The sequence below is a fragment of the Paenibacillus mangrovi genome (assembly GCF_022898935.1).
GTDB classification, from domain to species: Bacteria; Bacillota; Bacilli; order Paenibacillales; family Paenibacillaceae; genus Paenibacillus_AQ; species Paenibacillus_AQ mangrovi.
The window spans coordinates 726,690-746,112 of sequence record NZ_JALIRP010000001.1; the positions used below are offsets into that span (position 1 = coordinate 726,690).

Annotated in this window: 21 protein-coding genes and 1 pseudogene; 21 read left to right on the forward strand and 1 reads right to left on the reverse strand. The window is 41.1% G+C overall.

The window, feature by feature from the left end; all coding sequences use genetic code 11:
- Positions 1–56: 56 nt before the first annotated feature.
- The 14 genes from MUG84_RS03285 (at position 57) to MUG84_RS03350 (ending at position 14,267) form a co-directional block, all read left to right on the forward strand.
- Entirely contained in the window at positions 57–578 is a 522-nt protein-coding gene (locus tag MUG84_RS03285; protein ID WP_244719805.1) for a DNA topology modulation protein, read from the forward strand.
- 73 nt (positions 579–651) lie between these two features.
- The gene (locus tag MUG84_RS03290; RefSeq protein ID WP_244719824.1) at positions 652–1,056 is read left to right on the forward strand and encodes a VOC family protein; all 405 of its coding nucleotides are present in this window, start codon (positions 652–654) and stop codon (positions 1,054–1,056) included.
- A 133-nt stretch (positions 1,057–1,189) separates the two neighbouring features.
- Positions 1,190–2,374 carry an alanyl-tRNA editing protein gene (locus tag MUG84_RS03295; protein WP_244719830.1) on the forward strand — a complete coding sequence of 395 codons (1,185 nt, stop codon included), beginning with the start codon at positions 1,190–1,192 and terminating at the stop codon, positions 2,372–2,374.
- A 1,195-nt stretch (positions 2,375–3,569) separates the two neighbouring features.
- On the forward strand, positions 3,570–5,099 hold the full coding sequence (locus tag MUG84_RS03300) for a PucR family transcriptional regulator (RefSeq protein WP_244719834.1): 1,530 nt from the start codon (positions 3,570–3,572) through the stop codon (positions 5,097–5,099).
- 129 nt (positions 5,100–5,228) lie between these two features.
- The gene (locus tag MUG84_RS03305; RefSeq protein ID WP_244719838.1) at positions 5,229–6,497 is read left to right on the forward strand and encodes a cytosine permease; all 1,269 of its coding nucleotides are present in this window, start codon (positions 5,229–5,231) and stop codon (positions 6,495–6,497) included.
- Positions 6,494–7,597, forward strand: coding sequence for an S-methyl thiohydantoin desulfurase family protein (locus tag MUG84_RS03310; protein ID WP_244719841.1), 1,104 nt, complete (start codon positions 6,494–6,496; stop codon positions 7,595–7,597). Before MUG84_RS03305 ends, MUG84_RS03310 begins: the two co-directional genes overlap by 4 nt.
- Complete coding sequence (locus MUG84_RS03315) at positions 7,590–9,140, forward strand: hydantoinase/oxoprolinase family protein (RefSeq protein WP_244719844.1); 1,551 nt, start codon at positions 7,590–7,592, stop codon at positions 9,138–9,140. Before MUG84_RS03310 ends, MUG84_RS03315 begins: the two co-directional genes overlap by 8 nt.
- Before the next feature lie 286 nt (positions 9,141–9,426).
- Positions 9,427–9,903, forward strand: coding sequence for a DHHA1 domain-containing protein (locus MUG84_RS03320; protein ID WP_244719847.1), 477 nt, complete (start codon positions 9,427–9,429; stop codon positions 9,901–9,903).
- A 290-nt stretch (positions 9,904–10,193) separates the two neighbouring features.
- Complete coding sequence (comI, locus tag MUG84_RS03325; protein ID WP_019639195.1) at positions 10,194–10,289, forward strand: competence inhibitor ComI; 96 nt, start codon at positions 10,194–10,196, stop codon at positions 10,287–10,289.
- Positions 10,290–10,515: 226 nt separating this feature from the next.
- Positions 10,516–11,121, forward strand: coding sequence for a zinc dependent phospholipase C family protein (locus MUG84_RS03330; RefSeq protein ID WP_244719849.1), 606 nt, complete (start codon positions 10,516–10,518; stop codon positions 11,119–11,121).
- 244 nt (positions 11,122–11,365) lie between these two features.
- The gene (locus tag MUG84_RS03335; protein WP_244719852.1) at positions 11,366–11,785 is read left to right on the forward strand and encodes a GNAT family N-acetyltransferase; all 420 of its coding nucleotides are present in this window, start codon (positions 11,366–11,368) and stop codon (positions 11,783–11,785) included.
- Positions 11,786–11,959: 174 nt separating this feature from the next.
- Positions 11,960–12,313 carry a VOC family protein gene (locus MUG84_RS03340; protein WP_244719855.1) on the forward strand — a complete coding sequence of 118 codons (354 nt, stop codon included), beginning with the start codon at positions 11,960–11,962 and terminating at the stop codon, positions 12,311–12,313.
- Between the two features lie 81 nt (positions 12,314–12,394).
- Positions 12,395–12,877 carry a GyrI-like domain-containing protein gene (locus tag MUG84_RS03345; protein WP_244719858.1) on the forward strand — a complete coding sequence of 161 codons (483 nt, stop codon included), beginning with the start codon at positions 12,395–12,397 and terminating at the stop codon, positions 12,875–12,877.
- A gap of 304 nt (positions 12,878–13,181) precedes the next feature.
- Entirely contained in the window at positions 13,182–14,267 is a 1,086-nt protein-coding gene (locus MUG84_RS03350) for a copper amine oxidase N-terminal domain-containing protein (protein WP_244719862.1), read from the forward strand.
- A gap of 276 nt (positions 14,268–14,543) precedes the next feature.
- Here the strand turns inward: MUG84_RS03350 and MUG84_RS03355 are convergent, their stop codons facing one another.
- The gene (locus tag MUG84_RS03355; RefSeq protein WP_244719865.1) at positions 14,544–14,969 is read right to left on the reverse strand and encodes a PH domain-containing protein; all 426 of its coding nucleotides are present in this window, start codon (positions 14,967–14,969) and stop codon (positions 14,544–14,546) included.
- A 279-nt stretch (positions 14,970–15,248) separates the two neighbouring features.
- Here MUG84_RS03355 and MUG84_RS03360 point away from each other — a divergent pair, with 279 nt between their 5' ends.
- From MUG84_RS03360 to MUG84_RS03390, 7 genes and pseudogenes are all read left to right on the forward strand, one after another.
- Entirely contained in the window at positions 15,249–15,602 is a 354-nt protein-coding gene (locus MUG84_RS03360; protein ID WP_244719868.1) for a VOC family protein, read from the forward strand.
- A gap of 82 nt (positions 15,603–15,684) precedes the next feature.
- Positions 15,685–16,101: a cupin domain-containing protein gene (locus tag MUG84_RS03365; protein ID WP_244719871.1), complete on the forward strand. Its 417-nt coding sequence runs from the start codon at positions 15,685–15,687 to the stop codon at positions 16,099–16,101.
- A 108-nt stretch (positions 16,102–16,209) separates the two neighbouring features.
- Positions 16,210–16,911 (forward strand): dienelactone hydrolase family protein, encoded by a 702-nt coding sequence (locus MUG84_RS03370; protein WP_244719874.1) that lies wholly within the window; start codon positions 16,210–16,212, stop codon positions 16,909–16,911.
- 110 nt (positions 16,912–17,021) lie between these two features.
- Positions 17,022–17,474, forward strand: coding sequence for a hypothetical protein (locus MUG84_RS03375; protein WP_244719877.1), 453 nt, complete (start codon positions 17,022–17,024; stop codon positions 17,472–17,474).
- A 51-nt stretch (positions 17,475–17,525) separates the two neighbouring features.
- Complete coding sequence (locus MUG84_RS03380) at positions 17,526–18,317, forward strand: class I SAM-dependent methyltransferase (protein ID WP_244719880.1); 792 nt, start codon at positions 17,526–17,528, stop codon at positions 18,315–18,317.
- A 75-nt stretch (positions 18,318–18,392) separates the two neighbouring features.
- Entirely contained in the window at positions 18,393–19,106 is a 714-nt protein-coding gene (locus MUG84_RS03385; RefSeq protein WP_244719883.1) for a class I SAM-dependent methyltransferase, read from the forward strand.
- 35 nt (positions 19,107–19,141) lie between these two features.
- Positions 19,142–19,276, forward strand: a pseudogene (locus MUG84_RS03390) (arsenate reductase/protein-tyrosine-phosphatase family protein); the annotation flags it as partial.
- Between the last annotated feature and the right edge of the window lie 147 nt (positions 19,277–19,423).

Sequence of the window (19,423 nt, forward strand, 5' to 3'; positions counted from 1 at the left end):
CGTGAATGCAGAAACGTTAGATGAAATCGTCGAAGAGCGAAAGGAGGATGAACTTAATGAATCGAATAATTGTAATAGGATCAGCTGGCTCGGGTAAATCTACCTTATCTCAAAAACTCAGTGAACTTTTAGCGTTACCGGTTATTCATCTAGATCGATTTTATTGGAAACCCAATTGGACTCCAAGCCCAAACGACGAATGGGATGAATTTCTTTTAGATGCTGTAAGCAAAGATAAGTGGATTATGGATGGAAATTACTCAAGAACACTAGAAATCAGATTGAATGAAGCAGATGCAGTGATATTTTTAGATATGCCTAGACTCTTATGTATCTATAGGATATTAAAAAGAAGAATAATATATCATGGAAAAACACGACCTGACCTGAATGAGGAATGCCCTGAAAAACTGGATTGGGCTTTTATTATTTGGGTCTGGAATTATAAGAAGAGAAGTAAACCAAAGGTTATTACAGCGCTTGAACAAGTAAAAGATCGAAAACAAGTTGTAATATTAAAGTCAAGGAAAGAGGTAAGGGGTTTTTTGGATCAAGTTGAGGATAATGGAATATTTTGAGGTTATCATGTTTCGGGACATTCGGCCCTCGGTCCGCGAGAAACGATCGGCTAATAAAGGAGATGGTTAATTGATGGATAGAATCATAGGTTTCCACTGTTTACATTTGCCAGTGAGTAATGTTGAAAAATCTGTAGATTTTTTTGTTAAACAGCTTGGATTTGAACTCGTTCGTGGGCAAGAGAAAGGGAAGTATACAAATGCATTGATTAAGATTGGAAACAGTCCAACCATTTTTTTAAGTCCTGTTATGAAGGTTGAAAACGCACTAAAATTTGAATCAGTAAATCAGAAAGAACATGCAATATTTGAAATAGGAACCAAGGACATTGATAGTTTATATAAGCAACTCAAAGAAGAAGGAGTAAGAGTAACAGACCGATATGATAACCCAGGATGCGGTAAGTATTTTGAAGTCTATGATCCGGATGGACATATGTTTTGTGTATGTCAGGACTGGTATAACAGATTTGAATAATGGCTATTTGACTGTGCTGTTAGCATCGCTGGCAGGCGGTCTTTTTTTATTCCGGAGATTTGGCACTGTAGGACCGTTTTGTAGTAAGCTGATACTAAAGTAAATTTAACCAGAGAACAGTGAGGACATGAAGATGACGAAGAAGCTATATTATGAATCCGCTTATATACGGGAGTGGGAGACACGAATCACACGTAAACTGGAGCGGGAGGACGGAATATTTCTGGTAATGGAGGAGACGGCCTTTTATCCGCACGGCGGAGGGCAGCCCTGTGATTTGGGGTGGATCGATAAAATTCCGGTTCTAGATGTCGTTCATGAGGAAGGAGAAATTCTCCATAAAGTCGAGCGTTTTCCTGAGAAGGAAGAGGTTCGCTGCCTTTTGGATTGGGGTAGAAGGTTCGACCATATGCAGCATCACAGCGGCCAGCATCTGCTGTCAGCCATGTGTCTGGAGGTATGCCAGGCGGAGACGCTCAGCTTCCACTTGGGTCAGGATTACGCCACCATTGATATCGCCCGATCTGATCTGCCGCAGGACCAGCTGATGATGCTGGAGCTCAAAGTCAATGATCAGATTTACCTTAACCGAAAGGTAACGAATTATTTTGTGAGCCGGGAGCAGGTGGCCGTCCTGCCGCTGGTAAAGCAGCCGAAGGTAACTGACGATATCCGGATAGTTGAAATCGAAGGTGTCGAATATAACGCCTGCGGCGGTACACATGTCTCCGCAACGGGTGAGATCGGAATGATCAAACTGCTAAGAGCAGAGAAGCAGAAGGGGCATTTGCGTATCTATTTTAAATGCGGACATCGTGCGTTGAAAGAATTTAATACCGGATTGGAGATCCTAAGCAAACTATCGGCCAGGTTCAATACCGCAAAGGAAGAGATCCTGGATCGGATCGCGAAGTGGGATGAGGAGCAGAAGCAGCTTCAGGTTGAATTGAACGCCGTGAAGACCGAGAATGACTCTTACCTGGCCGGGAAGCTGTTGGCTAAGCGTCAGGGCAGCCTGATCAAGCATGCATTTGCGGACAAGCCGCTAAAGGATATGCAGAACCTGGCGGCCAATCTCACCGACCAAGCTGACGTTAGCGTGCTCTTCGTGTCCAACAAAGGCAATAAGGTGCTCCTCGCCCAAGGAGGAGAGAGCGAACTCGCATGCGGTGCGTTCTTCAAGCAGCATCTGGCCGATTATCGCGGTAAAGGCGGAGGCAGCGATAAGATGGCACAGGCTGGTTTTGCCACCGAGGAGGATGCCATGGCGTTTTATCATTTTACGGCGGAGTCATTAAAAACGCTTGAAGAAAAGTAAGAGATCCATAAGCTAAAAGCATTCAAACTTCTTCAGCACGCTTTTTATGATGATATAGAGCATGAACGGAGAATTCAATATTTTATGCAGGGAACCGGGAGAGCATCGAACGTAGTCTTTTCAAGCAGTGATTTAAGCTAATCGTAAGAACCAGAAATGAGCAACACTAGTCAGTCCAGAAAGCGGCTACTGGTGGTTGAGCTTTACCTTGAAAGGTTGGAAATTAAGTGGTCGTGTATTGGCTAAGTTTATTGTTATTCTCCTCACTCGGAAGTTTTATTCTCTGGATTTTCCTCTACAAAATTGTATGGGAAACTTGGAAAAATCGAAAAATAAATCCACGAAAAAAGAGAATCAAAAAGGTTAGGCGGACGGTTTTCGGCAAAGTGAAACATATTTTCGGGATTGGATTATCTTATGTTTTCACGTTAGTTTTATTTATTGGCATACCTACCTTCTGTTTCTATGTTGCAGTTCCGACTTGGTTAGACCTACCTGCTGTGATTACAGGTAACTATGCCGAGGTGACAGGTCATTTAACTAACAGTGTCACTGTTGAGATGTCAGGTAAGTCATGGGGTTACCCATACTACGCTTATATTGATGGAGAATTCTATTATTCTCTAATACCGCTTGATTCTTTTGAGGATCTAACAATTACTGTGAATTATCTACCTCACACGAAAGTAATTATGGACATACTGTAACCACAAAAATAATGAATTCGATCTCGGTCGCTAGGAGTATTTGGCAGGGGAGAGGCTTCAGCGGCCACCACTTGCACCTACTAACCGTAGCGGCTGGCTCCTCGCGGATCCTTTATAAGAAATCCTTAACAGGGGATGAATATTTGTACGAGTCGATTTTTGATCCTCAGCATCATAGTGGACCAAGCCGAGTAATTCCAAGTTGGCAATGGAACTTATTTTATCATAACGAGGGTTATACTAATATTAATGAAACCTATCTTAGGATGCTGCGTTATGCCGAGCATCCTAGCTTGGTTTTAACAGGCTATTTCTACGAGGATCTCCTTCTGGATGAATTATCTATTAAAGATGTAGAGAAGTATATATGAGCAAGATATCGTACAGATTGAAGAATAGGAGCAGCTTGAATCGAACAAAAAAGTGGTGGTTGAATTGGGGTAACCGTTAAAGATTTACTGCAGCTGCCTTCGTTTAGAGGAGCTCAGGTGGTCACTGGAACAAGCAGGCTTCATCAGACCGTTTCCTCTTTATCTGTTTTAGAGGTGGCGGATGTCAATTTCTTCTCGCAAATTATTCAAACCGTTCAAGAAGAGTGGTATGCCGAAGAGCTGGTCATTAGCTCTTTTTATTCCATTAGGGACAGCGTGGAGCAGCAGTGCAAAACGGTTCAATATTTGCATGACCTTGGTGAAGTGGGATTGATTTTGTACTATGTTGGCATTGTAATGCCAGATATAGCCGATGAAGTGCTCGAGCTGGCCGAATCTCTGGATTTTATTATCATTTGCATGCCGAGAAACGATTACTCTCTTAGGTATAATGAAGTCATTTATGAAGTCATGGAGGCGATCGTAAGCAATCAGAATGTGAATGAGCATTTCGTGAATGAATCACTGGAAAAGGTCTCGCTGCTGCCGGAACATTTGCGGAGTGTGGAAATCACCCTTAAACTGCTGTCGGATCGGATGAAAGCGAACATCGTTCTGACAAACAGCAATCTGGATATCATCAATCGTGTCATGTGGCCGCGGAATTCATCGCTCCAAGTTGCGAATCTGATTCAGTCCATGGCGCCTTCCATTTTGAACGGCAGAATGGGAGAAGGAGAGCTGGATTCGTCCTGCTTTGTTGAATACAAACGTGTTCATCAAAAAAACGGGGAGGCCCTTTACCTGTTTCTCATTAAAGAAAATACGAAGCTGCCTCCGAAGACGATGGATCAAATCAGCGAGGTTGTGCAGGTGGCCATCAATTTGTGGGGAGATAAGCATAACGAGGTCAGCGAATATGCTCTGGTTAAAGCCATCGTGAATGATGAAAGCGAAAAAATGCGCAGATTGGCCAGTTTGCTTTATATCGACGTTTCCGCCATCCAAATGATGTGGCTCGTTTACATTCAGGATTTGTCGGAGGAAAGAAGGATAAGGGAAGACTTAAAAGCGCATCTCTCGCAATATTATAAAACCGCGGTCATTCAAACGATCGATCACTGCATTGTAGTTTTGCTAGGGAATTGTTCCTATAAATACAATGAGTTTGAAATCGCAGCAGAATATATCGAAACCACGAGTCTCATCGCTGAAATATCAAGCATCGTTTATTCTCCGAAGATGCGGAACACACAGGATGTACGCCGAATGTACCAGCTCGTAAACGAAGCCTCTAAAGAGGTTCACCGCATCTATCATAACCGCAAACTATACACCGCGGCTGAAGTCCGTTCCATGAAACGGGCCATCGACATCAGCAAACAAGGGGAAGAGATCACGGAAGAATGCTTGTCCGTCCTGGAGCCGATGTTGGACGACCCTGACGCTTTGACAACCCTGATGACTTTTCTTCTAGATGCGAAGGGAAACATGGATGACTGCAGCAAGCTGTTGTTCGTCCACAAAAATACGGTGAAATATCGCATTAAAAAAATTTGCGAGCTCATAGGATATGATGTAACCATCAATTCGGAATCGTACGATGTTTATACCGCCTGCATGGTCTACCGTCTCATCCATAACTAAAAAGTTCCGATGTTTTGTCCAATAAGACAAAAACATCGGATTTTTTTTTGTTTTCTGAAAAAGACGCTGACCTATTTCATCTTTTACAATAAGAAGAAAATATTCGAACGAAGGAGGTGGGGGGATCATATGAAAGCCGTTAAAGAGCATCAATCCTGGTTCAGTCTCGGGATCATTTGGGCTGGCGCGGTCATCAGCATCCCGAGTTTGTTGGTAGGGAATGCACTTATTGCAGGCATGGGACTATTGAAGGCATTGCTTGTCACGTTAGCAGGTTACTCCATTATTGTGCTGCTCATGATTTTGCAGGGTATTCAAAGTACGGATTTAGGAAGGCCGACGGTTCAGGTTGCAGGTCAGGTGTTTGGCAAAAAAGGATCTCGGACGATTATTTCAATCATCCTCGCCATTGCGTGCCTCGGATGGTTCGGAATTCAGGCGAATGTCTGCGGTGCGGCCTTGGCCAATTTGTTAGCCGTATGCGGAATGAGTGTTCCGGTTCCGCTGGCTTCTCTCATCTGCGGTCTTGTGATGGTGGTCTCGGCGATCTATGGCGTTAAAGTGCTGCGCGTCATCAGCTATATTGCCGTTCCTTTATTGATTGGGATCAGCGTATTTGGTCTTATCGAAGCTTTGACCGGTGACTCCCTGCAGACGATTCAGAATTATAAGCCTGAGGCCGCTATGAGCTTTACGGACGGGCTGGCGGTAACCCTGGGTTCATTTGCTCTGGGCTCGGTCATCGCGGGGGATTATTCGCAATTTTCAAGAAAACGGTCCGATGTCCTGAAGGCCGCTCTTTTCGGGATTATTCCAGCAGGTTTGCTAATGATCGGTGCAGGAGCTGTCCTGACTATTGCTTACCAGACCAGCGATATTACAGCAACCTTTTTGAGCATCACGACTCCGTTTCTTGGCGGTGTGGTTTTGATCCTGGCTACATGGAAGACGAACCTCGTGAACGCTATTTCAGGCGGTATTGCCTTAATTAACGTGTTCAACGTATCGAAGGAAAAGGAAAAGTGGGCCGTCGGCATCGCGGGAACCATGGGGACCATATTAGCTGTCGTCGGCATACTCAACTACTTTACTCCGATTATGTCCATCCTGTCGGCCATGATTCCGCCGGTGGCAGGCGTGATGATCGCATCTTACTGGGTGCTTGGCAAAGGGGATAAGAGCCGCTGGCATGAGGTCGAAGGTGTGAATACACTGGGCGTCGTTTCCTGGCTAGTGGGCGCGGTTATTGCTAGTACTCCTGTTGTATTATCCTTGTTCCCAAGCTTGCCGCAGGTACCGAATCAGCCGTTGATCGGGATTGTTATTTCTTTTGTAGTATATTATGCAGGCTGTCGTTTATCGGCTCAGAAGACAGTCATATTGGAGGAAAGTAAATGAGATATTTAGATAAAGCAGCTGTTGATAACATCGCCGTCGGCGCAGCATTTCTGGGAACCGGAGGAGGGGGAGACCCTTATATCGGAAAATTGATGGCTCTCTCGGCCATTGAGAAGTTTGGACCTGTAAAACTATTCTCGATTGATGAGATTAAGGATGAGGACTTTTTCATTCCGGCAGCGATGATGGGTGCGCCTTCCGTATTAGTGGAGAAATTCCCTAAAGGGGACGAGTTTGTTAAGGTTTTTCAAAAATTAGCGAATTACTTGGGAAAAGAACAAATCGCCGGCACGTTTCCGATGGAAGCGGGGGGAGTCAATTCCATGATTCCCATCGTCGTTGCGGCGCAGCTGGGATTACCTCTGATCGACTGTGACGGTATGGGACGGGCGTTTCCGGAGCTTCAAATGGTGACGTTTAACCTGGACGGCATTCCGGCGACACCGATGGCGATTTCGGATGAAAAAGGGAGTGTCGGCATCTTTGAGACCATTGATAATACATGGACGGAACGGCTCGCCAGGGTGGCAACGGTAGAAATGGGAGCGAGTGCACTAGTAAGCCTGTATCCGGCAACGGGTGCTCAAATGAAGCAAAGCGGAGTTCATCATATTGTGACCCTCTCCGAACGGATTGGAGAAATCATTACATCGAAGAATCGGGACGCCAAAGATAAGCTTCAAGAACTGCTGAATCTTGTATCCGGCTATGAACTTTTCCAAGGTAAAATCGTGGATGTCATCCGTGAAACCAAGGGTGGATTTAATCTCGGCCGAATGCATCTAGAAGGAATCGAGGCATTTAAAGGCGGAGAGATGAAGGTTCATTTTCAAAATGAAAACCTGGTTGCTGAAAAGACCGGTCAAGTGGTAGCGATGACCCCGGATTTGATCTGTCTGGTCGATTACGAAACCTTGTCGCCTGTAACCACAGAGAGCCTGAAATACGGTAAACGCGTACGGGTTATTGGACTGCCCGCTCATGAAAAGTGGAGAACGGAAAAGGGAGTCCAGACTGTAGGACCAAGATACTTTGGATATGATTACGATTATGTTGCTATTGAGGAACTGGTGAAAAAGGCGGTGGCTGAGAATGTATAGAATCGGGATCGATGTAGGCGGAACCAACACAGATGCCATCATATTGGATGAGAATCATCATTTGATTCATGCGGTAAAATCTCCGACAAGCCTGGATATTAAAACGGGGACTGAAACCTCGCTCCGGGATTTGCTGCAGGGGGCGAATATAGATACAAACCAAATTACGCATGCCATGTTAGGTACAACACAGTGCACGAATGCCATTGTTGAACGTAAAAAGTTGGCCCAAGTCGGTGTCATTCGTCTGGGTTACCCCGCAACGGCTTCCGTTCTTCCGTACACGTCCTGGCCTGAGGATATGGTTCAGAAGCTGTCGGGTAAATATGCTCTCGTTCACGGTGGATATGAATACGACGGCCAAGTGCTTGGAGAAGTCGATGAAACTGAAATTACAGCTCTTTTAGAGAAATGGCGCGGCAGTATTGAATCCATTGCGGTCATCGGCGTGTTTTCTTCTATTAAAAATGACCAGGAATTCCGAGTTCGCGATCTCATCCATGAAGTGTATGGCGAAGAGTTTCCGGTTTCCTGCTCTTCCCTGATCGGTTCGGTCGGTTTAATTGAACGGGAAAATGCAACCATACTCAATGCAGCATTGTGCAAGGTCATTGAAACGACAACCCAAGGATTTGTACAGGCGTTAGAAGAAGAAGGCATCACAGACGCAGCGGTGTTTTTATGCCAAAATGACGGTACCTTAATGTCGATTGATTACGCTAAACAGTTTCCAATCCTAACCATTGCATGCGGGCCAACGAACAGCATACGAGGTGCTTCTTATTTGGCGAAAATCAAAGATACGATGGTTCTCGATGTGGGAGGGACGACATCGGACATCGGGGTTTTACAGGACGGCTTCCCGAGAGAATCCTCGGTTGCGGTCGAGGTTGGCGATATCCGCACGAATTTCCGCATGCCGGATATTATCTCCGTTGGGCTGGGCGGCGGAAGTATTGTGCGCTCGGAGAACGGAAAAATTACGGTTGGCCCTGACAGCGTAGGATACAAGATCGGACAGGAAGCGCTGGTCTTTGGCGGGAATACACTAACGACAACAGACATTGCCGTTCGGCTCAGTCTCGCGGATGTCGGGGATAAGAGCTTGGTAGCGCATCTGGATGAAGACTTCGCTAAACATGTGCAAGCCGAAATTGCATCCATCATAGAGCAGGCCATTGATAAAATGAAGACATCTTCAGGCGATGTTGAGCTTGTTTTGGTAGGGGGCGGCAGTGTCGTTATTCCGGACACGATTCACGGGGTATCCCATATGATTAAGCCTGAGAACGGGGGTGTAGCCAACGCCATCGGCGCATGTATTGCTCAAATCAGCGGACAATATGAACAAATCTACATTTATTCTAAAGAGCCGCGTGAGGATTCATTAAGAGATGCGCAAGAAAAAGCCGTGAAGCAGGCGGTACTGGCTGGCGCTGATCCGGCTACGGTGGAGCTCGTGGAAGTGGAAGAAACCCCACTGGCCTATCATCCGGGAAATGCAACGAGACTGAGAGTGAAAGTAGTAGGAAACATGAAGTAGAAGAGAGGCTTCACATGAGTTCATACCACTCATGTGAGGCTCTTTTTTTGTTATCGGTGAGGTTTGCCAGGCGGAGACGCTCAGCTTCCACTTGGGACAAGATTACGCCACCATTGATATCGCCCGTTCTGATCTGCCGCAGGACTGATGATGCTGGAGCTCAAAGTCAATGATCAGATTTACCTTAACCGAAAGGTAACGAATTATTTTGTGAGCCGGCGGCCGTCCTGCCGCTGGTAAAGCAGCCGAAGGTAGCTGACGATATCCGAATAGTTGAAATCGAGGAATGGAGATCCTAAGCAAACTATCGGCCAGGTTCAATACCGCAAAGGAAGAGATTCTGGACCGGATTGCGAAGTGGGATGAGGAGCAGAGGCAGCTCCAGGTTGAATTGAACGCCGTGAAGACCGAGAATGACTCTTACCTGGCCGGGAAGCTGTTGGCTAAGCGTCAGGGCAGCCTGATCAAGCATGCATTTGCGGACAAGCCGCTAAAGGATATGCAGAACCTGGCGGCCAATCTCACCGACCAAGCTGACGTTAGCGTGCTCTTCGTGTCCAACAAAGGCAATAAGGTGCTCCTCGCCCAAGGAGGAGAGAGCGAACTCGCATGCGGTGCGTTCTTCAAGCAGCATCTGGCCGATTATCGCGGTAAAGGCGGAGGCAGCGATAAGATGGCACAGGCTGGTTTTGCCACCGAGGAGGATGCCATGGCGTTTTATCATTTTACGGCGGAGTCATTAAAAACGCTTGAAGAAAAGTAAGAGGTCCATAAGCTAAAAGCATTCAAACTTCTTCAGCACGCTTTTTATGATGATATAGAGCATGAACGGAGAATTCATATATTATATGCAGGGAACCGGGAGAGCATCGAACGTAGTCTTTTCAAGCAAACAGATTATACCATCGGGGCTCAGCTTGTCATAATTGTCATCGCTGCCGTTTGTCAAATAAAACGACCAGGAACGCTTGTACGCAGATGTGATAAAAGGTAGAATATAACTACAATTGAATCTTGGGTGGGCATGGTTTCCCTTCGAAAGGAGGTGAAGCCATGGAAGTGAAAGATGCATTAACGATCATGTTCCTCTTTGGAACGTTTATTCTTGCTCTTTTAACATACATCAATAATAACAACAAGAGAAAGTAAAAACCCACCCAAAGGTTGAGGCCAGAGGTGGGTTTTGTTCCTATACGACTTAGAAGGGAATAAACAAACCATCCAAGCCAATTGTACTGACCAAGTGTTCGCTGCACTTGGTCTTTATTACATATATAATAACACAAAGAAAAAAATGTATCAAAGCGTGAAATGAAACTCGAAATAAATAGAAAAGATATGTTAAAGGAAATAATATTAATTTGAGGTGATATTATTGGGGTCTAGAATTATGCATTTGATTATCGGGAATAGAATTGCTGATAGATTAAACATTGAAGATCGAACTTCCTTTTTACTTGGTAGTATCGCTCCTGATGCTGTTCAAACAAAAGATGAGTCACATTTTTACAGAGGAGAACATCGAGATTATACTAGACACATTGACTACCGTGAATTTTTAAAAAAATATATGTCACTTTCTGATAACTTATATGTGCTTGGATATTTTACACATTTGATTGCTGATGAACAGTGGATGAAGGGATTTTATATGCCATGGTTGAGGAACCGTATGGAGGAAGACGCGGGAGTATATCCACTCTATCATAATGATTTCAGGTTACTGAATGGAAAGCTCTTAGATCACTATGGTTGTTCTGATGAAATGAGGAAAGCAATTATAAATTCACCGGATGTCATTGATCTGCAAGAGGTAAAGTCTAGTGATGTTGTAGAATTTGTTCCCTATGTTCTTGGTGATATGGATTATGAAGAACAAGTATTAAATGAACCACTAAATGTCTTTAGTTTTATTCAGATTGAAGGCTATATTGAAACATCAGTGAACATAGGAGTTTTGAATTTACAACAATTAATCTAAGATCTAAGGGCGAGATTGTTAGGGGATTCAGTGAAGGTAGCTACATCATATAACACCGCATTCAAGCATCTGAGCCTGAAGGCTCCTTGGTCCGCGAGAGGCATTTCGAAGAAGTGGCAGCGGACAATCCTGCACTGACTAACCGCGTCGCGACCGTTCCTTCGGGACTTAAGGCAGTGAGAGTTCGTGAATACAAGAACGTTAGGCGAAATTAATGCAGTGAATGAGGAAACAGGAGGATCTTATGTCGAATATCCCTAAGATAATTCAAAGCACAAATGATGAAGCAAATTATGTTAGAAATAAACTTATTGAATTCAATTCTAAAAATGTACCAACCGGCATTTATGAAGAAATTAATTTATGTTTGAAGAATGAAAAAGAAGAAATTATTGCTGGTCTCAATAGTGCAATATGTTGGAATTGGATGGAGATCGATATTCTGTGGGTAGATGAAGACCATCGTGGACAAGGACTTGGTAAAAGATTATTAGTCGAAGCAGAACAAATAGCAAGAGCAAAGAATTGTACATTCATTAAGTTAAATACATTCAGTTTTCAAGCTCCTGAATTTTATAAGAAATATGGGTACGAGGTAATGGTAATCATCGAGAATGCACCTTTAGGGAGTAAACACTATTATTACAAGAAGGACCTCAACTAGTTCTTGAAACGGAAAATATTTGAACCCCTAAAGATGAAGGATACTGGATGTGACAATCATCATGAAATAATTGCTTATAGAGCATCTGGCTATGAATATAGGGATAAGTTAGTCAATGCTGAATATATCGACATGACTCAAAGTTAATTTTTGAAGAATAAAGGAGAATGACAAATGAGTGAAAGATTTATTGAAAGAATCGATGCTGTCTTTTTACCAGTAAAAAATCTCGAAGAATCATTACAATGGTATAAAGAAATTTTTGGTTTTCCCCTTCGTTGGAAAAATAAAAGAATGGCAGGACTTTCGATAGCTCCTAACTGTGGATTTCATATCGTAGAAGTGAAGGACTATGAACCTCAAAAGGGTTACACCCCATTTAATTTTGTAGTTAAGAACATCGAAGAAATCAGAAAAAAGCTTAAAGAAAAGAAAGTAAAAGTATCTGCAATTAAAACAAGTGAACCCATTAGATTTGATTTCATTGATATTAACGGAAATGCTATAAGTGTAATACAACTGAACTAAAAATATTAAAAGTCGGTAGGGTATAGCGAATATAGGAACGTTAGGCGAAACCGCCAGAAGATCATTTATGAGGTGATTTCAATGAAGGTAGAAATCGTAGAAACCAAAAACATCACGACCTATGTTGGTATTAGAGCAACAGCATATTTTTCGAATCTTGGAGAAAGTATTAATCATGCATTCATTGAATTGACGAGAAGAAAAGACGAAATTCTTAACATTAAAAACCTGAATGTCACTTATGGAATTACACCGCCGAACTATAAAGGGAACACGGGACTCGTGGACTTCTATTGCTGTTATGAAGTAGAGCCGATCTTCAATGTACCACAAGGGATGGTTCATATTCATTTATTACCTCGAACGTATACACTAACACACTATGTTGGTCCAGCAAGTCAGACAGGAACAGCATATGATTATACTTCAAATTGGATGAACGAAAACGGGTATACATATGATGATGTAGCTTATTACTTCGAGAGATACGACGAGAAAACAATCATAAAAGATGATAACGAGAAGAATGAAACGAAGATTTACTGTCCAGTAAAGAAGATATAGTGTGGGTATTCAAGATTTTATGATTTATACAGAAATCGATTTGATGTTTGGTCGGGATGGATTTGAATTAGGGGTCTTTTAGTATATTCAATAAAGACGCGGCCGGCTCCTTCTGAGCCTTAAGCTTCTCGGGTTCGTGATGCAAGAGAGATTATGGGAAATTAGCGTAATAATCAGAGGTATCATTACGAATACCGATGATGTCATTATCGAGCTGGAGGAACTCATACAGCAGATCCTTCGGCATGTTTGGCTAGAGCATCTCGGTTTGCTGCAAAAACAAAAATCGAGGGGAGTTTAGGATATGAATAAGTATATTAAGAGAAGCGGAATCATCATGACGGTCATATTCCTGTTTTTTTCATTAATGAATGTATGTGGGCAAACGGTGAAGGCTGATTCACCACTTACATCAACTACTTTTTATCAAGCCTATATGGATATCGACTTTGTGGCTGAGGCACATCAATCTGGACTTAACCAGGAGATTGCCAAATTCTTATCATCAAAGGAAAGCCCGTTGGATCAGCGTGCTGCAGTGATTAATGCTATCTATTCTAACTGGAATGAATGGAATGATCGAAATGTAACGGATGAGTATAGTAAAGCTATATATGGGAAGCCTGCAGCGCTGCTTGAGCTTAAAAATCTTCGAGGCGATGAATTGTTTGTCCTTGGTTATTTGAAGGCACTGGATCATTACATGTATCCCGACCCATACTGGCTTGGTTTAGCAAGAGAAGCCCTACCAGATAGTATGACTGTCGAGCTTATTTACTCACTCGTTAAGTCACAGGAATCTCCGGAGGCTGTTTGGTGTTATATGGAGAGGCTATTTGATGATGATTTAAACAAAGATATTAGGCAAGAGGCCCTCGATATTATCGCAGATTATATCTACCTGTATAAGCATGATCAGCCTTGTCAGGATGCAGTATCCGAACTTATCAGTAATTCGATTGCCATGATTATTAATCAGCCTGAAGCGTTAATCTATGGTCAATTAAAAGTTGTGGATCCGGATAATTCTACTGTTGCGCCTTACGTGAAGAATGGAACAACCTATGTACCTCTGACCTTTATCTCTAAGTCTTTTGGGGCTACTGTGTATTATGATAAGAAACAAGAGGAGGTTACAATCGCTCATGAAAATTTGAATTATCCATACGGAAAAATAGTGTTTGGTTTAACGGGTACCAAAACCAAGTTTGAGGTGCGAAATGGACGTGCTTTTGTTCCACTTCGAGCTATTGCTACGCAGTTTCGGATGCAAGTGTATTATCATCAGGGACTCATCATCTTATCTAAAGGGATAACCCTAAATCCCAAACTTGAATATGATCAATTTTTGGCGAACAAGGTTAGAGAGAAAATTCAGCCAAATAAATGATTTTTTAGCTAAAAAATAAAAATTGATAATGAATAATAGATAAACCTTGTTAATTTATCCAACGAGGCCGCTGACATCCTATAATATTTTATTAACGCATCAGGTCTATCGTCCCTCGGTTGTCAGATGTATAATCATGGAAGAGGCTCAGACAACAAATGCCCCAGACTAAGATAGGAGCTATCTAAGGCTGGGGCGTTTCGTTAATACAAACATGTTAGCGGAAGACCCTACAAATGTTGAAAGACGAAAACCACCCAATTGGGGGCAAAGTTATTAAGAATTTAATTTTTTATTGTTTTGCTGCGCAATTGATACTAAAGCAACATAGATTGGCTTTACGTTAAACCTTTTCCCAAACTCAAATGTGTATGTCGAAGTCTGAACATTATTGGATTTATAGTAAGGCGATGAAATATAGTGTATTGTTAATTCACTATCCTCAAATCCGGTACCAGCAGTTTCCATAGTAACTTCATAAATAGAATCTAAATGAATCGAAGCAACCCTTGTTTTCTTCCCAGTAACTCCTTGATGATCAATTAGAATTAATCGATCATCAGTAAAGATAAAGGTATCTCGAACTAACTTGAAACCCATTTGTATTTTTTCTTGAGGCATTAAAAAAGATCCATACTGATTGTGAAGTTCCTGAACTGATACCTCAGAATAATTTCCTAGTAAACCGTTTAATAAAGCCATATTTTTCACTCCTTGTTATTGTCGAAAAGAATCGACAAAAGTATTATCTAGTTAATAATTCTTTACTTATTATAAATTATACCTCATAAATGAATTTGACTCTAATCGAGAAGGGTGGCATCTGCTGCACCATGTTCACGCTTCGAGCCACTCGGCCCTCGGTCAGGCAGAAGTTTTGAAGTAGATTTTAGCGGGGCCTTTCAGCAGCAGTGATGTAATTTCATCCATCCCGCACCACTTACCACTTACAAGTTGAATTATTTTAGGAGGTTGTTAATTGTGAAAGTAAAACGAATTGTTGCCAATATTGATACGAAGGATATTGGCTTAGCTAAAATCTTCTACCAAGATGTGTTAGGACTCGATTTATTGATGGATCATGGCTGGATATCAACTTACGGTTCAAGTCAGGAGATGAAGATTCAAATTAGCTTTGCTTCGCAGGGAGGTTCAGAAACCCCTACCCCGGATTTATCGATTGAAGTGGATGATGTGGATTTTGTATATGATCGAATGAAAAGAGCAGGATTTCAGATTGAATATGGTCTAACAGAAGAACCATGGGGTGTTCGACGTTTCTATGTTCGGGATCCTTTCGGCAAGCTGATTAATATTCTCTCCCATTCTCTGTGATCTAAAAGAAAAGCATTACTTGGGAAAGGCAAAATTAAAAATAAATACTTCAGATATATTTTTTTAAGGAGGATCAGTTAGTATGACACAAGTAGACTTTTTCGCATCACTTGTTAACGGTCAACCTTTAGAACCTGAAGGCTCACGGTTGGCAATTGCTGAATGGACAGCTTTAGGTACAGCCCTGGGTGACACACCCCAACTTATTGCACCTTTACATATTCATCATAACGATGATGAAGCTTGGTATGTGTTGGAAGGCACACTTGGCTTTAAAGTTGGAGATATGATAGTTGAGGCTAACGCTAACCAAGCAGTGGTCGTGCCCCGAGGAACTCCTCATACATATTGGAATCCAAAGCCAGCTACAGCGCGTTATATCATTATTATGACTTCGCAAATTAGATCATTAATTGATGAAATCCATGCAACCGAACAACGTAATATAGAAACATTGAAGGAAATCTTTAGAAAGTACGAATCCGAACTGCTTGAATAATGACGGAATGTTGTATCATTTAAAAGTATAAACTTGATGGAACGAGTGATATTATTTTGATCAGATTAATTCCTTCCACAAAATGATTACAGTAGATGAAACAACAACTTGGTCATATTGGATAAGCGGTATTATTATGCAGATAATATAACTGCTAGAAAACTCTATGGAAAAATTGGATTCTCTGCAAATTATATTAAGAAAGATGGAATTCCTATGAACAAAGATAATTCTAGTAACTCTTTAGTGATTATCCTTCACGAAATCTATGGAATAAATGATCATATAAACTTTTTTAGTGACTTGATGATCAAGGAAGGTTTTGATGTACTATGTCCAAATCTAATAGATCGGGAATCATTTTCTTATGATCAAGAAGATAAAGCATATCATTATTTTATGAATGAAATTGGATTTACCAGAGCATTAAATGAAGTATTAAATATTGTAAATCTGAATAGAGAGAAGTATGAACATATCTTTATTATTGGATTTAGTATTGGTGCAACAATTGCATGGATGAGCAGCGAGTATGGGGTTGATGGAATTATTGGATTTTATGGATCAAGAATTAGAAACTATGTAGAGATAGAACCAAGTTGCGCTACCTTATTGTTTTTTGCAAGGCATGAGAAATCATTTAATGTATTAGACTTAGAAGAAAAATTAAGGAATAAGAAGAACACATCTTTAGAAATTATTGAAGCTGAACATGGATTTATGAACCCTTTTTACAACACATATAACTTCAAAGAGTACGAGGAATGTATAAAGAAATGTAGAACTTTTCTGAATCAAATCGAAGTATAAACGAAATTGTTTATCAACATATTAAGTAATAAGTAGTAAATTGGTTAAACTCATTTTCTATGGAGCACTTTAGGAATCTGATTTTTTTAGAAGTCTAAGGGGTGAATCTATTGAATTTTTACTCTAAGAGTAGTGAAAATAAAACATTTTCAAAAAAAGTTTTTATTGTTTATTCTATTTTAATGCTCATTTCTTACTACAGTTATGTTCTGTTAGACTATTATCGATTAAATAAATCGCAATATTGGTTATCAAAAGATCTTGATGCAATCACCCAGCTTAATAGATGGGTATTTATATTTGAAGCATTGCATTCTATTTTATTCGTGGTAGCGGTATTGACTATCCATATTCTTTTTCGAAAAAATATTAAAGTTTTAACACATTTCTTATTATTGAATATTGCTTTATTTGTAGGAATGGCACTCGTAAACTTTATTATTTCTCTTGCCACTTCCTTACCTAGTAGTAATCTTATTAAACCATTAATAAGTATGATAATAGTGTTTTCTATCGATGTGTTATTGGTGCAGATGAAAGATAAGGCTGGCTTTTATACTTAGAATAAGGTAAATCCCCGGAAAATCATTAAACATAGGAAGGAAGTGTTCCTCATGTCAGAATGGAAAGAACTTATAGAAGAATCTAAGCAAAGATGGGAAGAAAATGCTTATATTTGGGATGACTACATGGGAAATGAGAGCAATCGATTTCATCGAGAATTGATAAGGCCTTTTACAGAAGAGTTATTACATATTGAAAAGGGAATCAAGGTCTTAGATATTGCTTGCGGGAATGGAAATTTCTCAAGAAGGTTAATCGAATTGGGAGCTGATGTAACTGCTTTTGATTTCAGCTCGAAGTTGATCGAGAAAGCCAAGCTTCGAACAAAAGACATGAATAATATTACTTACCATGTAATCGATGCTACAGACTATGAGTCCATTATAAGTTTGGGTAAACAGAATTTTGATCGTGCAGTAGCGAATATGGCATTAATGGATATTGCAGATGTGACTCCTTTAGTGCGTGCCTTGTCGGAAGTGCTAAAACCGGGAGGAATCTTTGTGTTTTCTATTACGCATCCTTGTTTCCAAACGCCTGGGATGAGAAAAGTACAGGAAACGGAAGATGTTAACGGTCGAGTGATTACTAGGAATAGCATTCAGACTTTTGATTATTTGAATTCAGGATCTTATGAAGCATTAGCGATTAGAGACCAGCCCATTTCTCATTTTATGTTCCATCGAACCTTTTCGTACTATTTTCATTTATTTTTCTCATCTGGATTTGTCCTTGATGGTTTTTCTGAGCCAAGTTTTAAGAAGGAAGAGGAGAATAGTAGATTTGACTGGTATGATATACCTCCTGTAGCTATTTTTCGATTTAAGAAAATAATGGCCTAAATGCTCTCGGTTCTTGAATACAATAACATTTGTGCAATAGTAACAAGAGGATCTAAATGAGGAGGTTAGTCGGTATTGGAAAAAACAATTAAAAATGTAGAAGACTTATACGCAATGTTAGATTCACAGTTTAGAGCATCGGAGCAATTTTGGGATCCATTTTATTCAGACAGGGAACGTCCAGTTCCATTTTTTCATAATAAACCCGATGAGAATCTGCAGTCCTACTTATCTCGAGGATTGATTCAGCCGGGGAGAGCAATGGAGTTAGGTTGTGGTCCTGGAAGAAATGCTATTTTTCTTCATCGGAACGGTTTTAAGGTAGATGCATTCGATATTTCTCAAGTAGCTATTGATTGGGCTAAGGAAAGAGCCAGTGAATTAACATACAATATTCATTTTCAATGTCAATCTGTCTTTGAATTGAAGCCTAATGAAGAGTACGATTTAGTATATGATTCGGGATGCTTGCATGGAATATTACCTCATCGCAGAATACAGTATTTAAAGATGATATATTCCGGATTGAAGCCGGGAGGGTATTTTGGATTAACATGCTTTGCCCCGGGATTTGGGGATGTAGGAGGGCCCGAGTTTAATTTATCTGATTGGGATGTTTATGAAGTGAATTCCATGAAGGGCGGACTAGCCTTTACAGAAGAAAAAATTCGATATTTATTATCTGATTATTTCGAATGCATTGAATTAAGAATGATGAATGAAATGGATAAGGATAGCGATCTCTTTGGAGTACCATTTCTATGGACCTCCTTATGGAGAAAGAAATAATTAGAAACAAACTCTAATGGGATAGGTGAGAAAATATTAAATTACTCTTTATTTGTAGTCGTAACAAGTGGCGGAGTTTAACAGCGGAGAAGATTTTTAACGGGTACAATGGCTATGAAGTGCGTTCAGCCGGTACTGAAGAGGGTGCGAGGATTAAAGTTACCGAAGGACATGAATCAACAGTATCTGAATATATAGAAGTGCCTGAATAACTCAGCCAACAAATGCCCCAGCCCAAGATAAGAGCTATCTAAGGCTGGGGTTTTTCGTGAATACAAGAACGTTTATCAGCAATCACATGAATACTTTTAATAATA

Excerpts from the sequence above, each read along its gene's own strand:
- MUG84_RS03320 (WP_244719847.1), top strand. The coding sequence starts at position 9,427 with ATGGAGATCCTAAGCAAACTATCGGCCAGGTTCAATACCGCAAAGGAA.
- MUG84_RS03335 (WP_244719852.1), top strand. The coding sequence starts at position 11,366 with ATGTCGAATATCCCTAAGATAATTCAAAGCACAAATGATGAAGCAAAT.
- MUG84_RS03350 (WP_244719862.1), top strand. The coding sequence starts at position 13,182 with ATGAATAAGTATATTAAGAGAAGCGGAATCATCATGACGGTCATATTC.
- comI (WP_019639195.1), top strand. The coding sequence starts at position 10,194 with ATGGAAGTGAAAGATGCATTAACGATCATGTTCCTCTTTGGAACGTTT.
- MUG84_RS03285 (WP_244719805.1), top strand. The coding sequence starts at position 57 with ATGAATCGAATAATTGTAATAGGATCAGCTGGCTCGGGTAAATCTACC.
- MUG84_RS03365 (WP_244719871.1), top strand. The coding sequence starts at position 15,685 with ATGACACAAGTAGACTTTTTCGCATCACTTGTTAACGGTCAACCTTTA.
- MUG84_RS03295 (WP_244719830.1), top strand. The coding sequence starts at position 1,190 with ATGACGAAGAAGCTATATTATGAATCCGCTTATATACGGGAGTGGGAG.
- MUG84_RS03315 (WP_244719844.1), top strand. The coding sequence starts at position 7,590 with ATGTATAGAATCGGGATCGATGTAGGCGGAACCAACACAGATGCCATC.
- MUG84_RS03290 (WP_244719824.1), top strand. The coding sequence starts at position 652 with ATGGATAGAATCATAGGTTTCCACTGTTTACATTTGCCAGTGAGTAAT.
- MUG84_RS03355 (WP_244719865.1), bottom strand. The coding sequence starts at position 14,969 with ATGGCTTTATTAAACGGTTTACTAGGAAATTATTCTGAGGTATCAGTT.
- MUG84_RS03305 (WP_244719838.1), top strand. The coding sequence starts at position 5,229 with ATGAAAGCCGTTAAAGAGCATCAATCCTGGTTCAGTCTCGGGATCATT.
- MUG84_RS03310 (WP_244719841.1), top strand. The coding sequence starts at position 6,494 with ATGAGATATTTAGATAAAGCAGCTGTTGATAACATCGCCGTCGGCGCA.
- MUG84_RS03380 (WP_244719880.1), top strand. The coding sequence starts at position 17,526 with ATGTCAGAATGGAAAGAACTTATAGAAGAATCTAAGCAAAGATGGGAA.
- MUG84_RS03340 (WP_244719855.1), top strand. The coding sequence starts at position 11,960 with ATGAGTGAAAGATTTATTGAAAGAATCGATGCTGTCTTTTTACCAGTA.
- MUG84_RS03345 (WP_244719858.1), top strand. The coding sequence starts at position 12,395 with ATGAAGGTAGAAATCGTAGAAACCAAAAACATCACGACCTATGTTGGT.